Here is a 1,638-nt window from a genome sequence, read left to right as displayed (position 1 = left end):
AGCCGAGACTGTGTGAAAACGTGGTGTGAAGTTTGCTGATTGTTATTCCGTCATTGTCGTGATGGAGTTGCCGATGAAGCGATTCATCGAAGGTGAGGATCGGTCTCAGAGTGTGCTGTTTCCTGAGCGACTCGATGACTACATTGGCGAGGACAACCCGGTTCGCGCTATCGATGCATTCGTTGAAGAGCTCGATCTCGCCGCTCTCGGCTTCGAGGGCGTACACGCCGAGGAGACTGGCAGACCCGGTTACCACCCGTCGACGCTGCTGCGGATCTACATCTACGGATACATGAACCGCATCCAGTCGAGCCGGCGTCTGGAGCGGGAAACGCAGCGTAACCTCGAGCTGATCTGGCTCACGAGCCGTCTAAGCCCGGACTTCAAGACCATTGCGGATTTCCGCCGCGACAACGGCCCCGCGATCCGGCGGGTCTGCGCCCAATTCATCACGCTGTGTCGCCAGCTCAAGCTGTTCACTGAGGCTGTCGTTGCTATCGACGGCAGCAAGTTCAAAGCGGTGAACAACACCGACCGCAACTTCAATGAACGCAAACTGCAGGCGCGTATCGAGCAGCTGGAGCACAGCGCTGGCCGTTACCTGGACGAGCTTGATCGTGCTGATCGTGAGCCGACGCGGGTCACCGAAGCCCGGGTCGCCCACATCAAGCACAAGATCCGCTCGATCAAGGCGAGGATGAAAGCGCTGAACGCATTGGGTGATCAGATCCGGAGCGCCCCAGACGGGCAAATTTCCCTGACCGACCCGGACGCGCGATGCATCGCTACCAGCGGCAAGGGTACCGCCATGGTGGGCTACAACGTCCAGACTGCGGTCGACACCAAGCACCACCTGATCGTCGCCCATTCGGTCACCAACCTAGGCAATGACCGGATGCAGCTTGCACCGATGGCGCAGCTTGCCCGCAGCGCAATCGGATCAAAGAAGCTCAAGGCACTGGCGGACCGTGGTTACTTCAATGGCACTCAGATCCGGGAATGCGAAGCGCTCGGCATCACCGCGCTCGTTCCCAAGACCATGACCTCGAACAACCTGGCGAAGGGGCTCTTCGACAAGAGCGACTTCCGCTACGTGGCTGCGGCTGACGAGTACCGCTGCCCTGCCGGGCAGCGCGCCATTCACCGCTTCACGACGGTCGAGAAAGGCTTGACCATTCACAAGTACTGGGCGTCAGCCTGTCCACGCTGTCCCATGAAGGCTCGGTGTACCACCGGCGAATACCGCCGGATCACACGGTGGGAACACGAAGGCGTACTCGATACCATGCAAAGGCGCCTCAATCGAATGCCGATGGTCGCGCGGATACGACGGCAGACGGTGGAGCATCCTTTTGCCACGCTGAAAGCCCGGATGGGCGCGACACACTTCCTGACCAGAACCCTGCCTCGCGTCAGTACCGAGATGAGCCTGCATGTGCTGGCCTACAACCTGACACGGGCACTGAACATCTTCGGAACGAAGCAACTGATCGGAATGATCAGGGCGTGAGGTTGCGCCCGATTTTTCAACCTTTGCCGTCGCACCAAATTGACGAAAGGACAGGACAATCTCGAACTTTCGATCGCGCCAGCTCACCGACATAATCTATTCCGACGCGTTTTCACACAGCCTCAGCC

Annotated in this window: 1 protein-coding gene; it reads left to right on the top strand. The window is 59.2% G+C overall.

What is annotated here, in order from left to right:
* Window positions 1-73: 73 nt before the first annotated feature.
* Entirely contained in the window at window positions 74-1,510 is a 1,437-nt protein-coding gene (locus G513_RS0100755; protein WP_028474980.1) for an IS1182 family transposase, read from the top strand.
* Window positions 1,511-1,638 lie beyond the last annotated feature (128 nt).

The organism is Nevskia ramosa DSM 11499, from assembly GCF_000420645.1.
Classification (GTDB): Bacteria; Pseudomonadota; Gammaproteobacteria; order Nevskiales; family Nevskiaceae; genus Nevskia; species Nevskia ramosa.
This window is presented reverse-complemented; position numbering and strand designations above follow the sequence as displayed.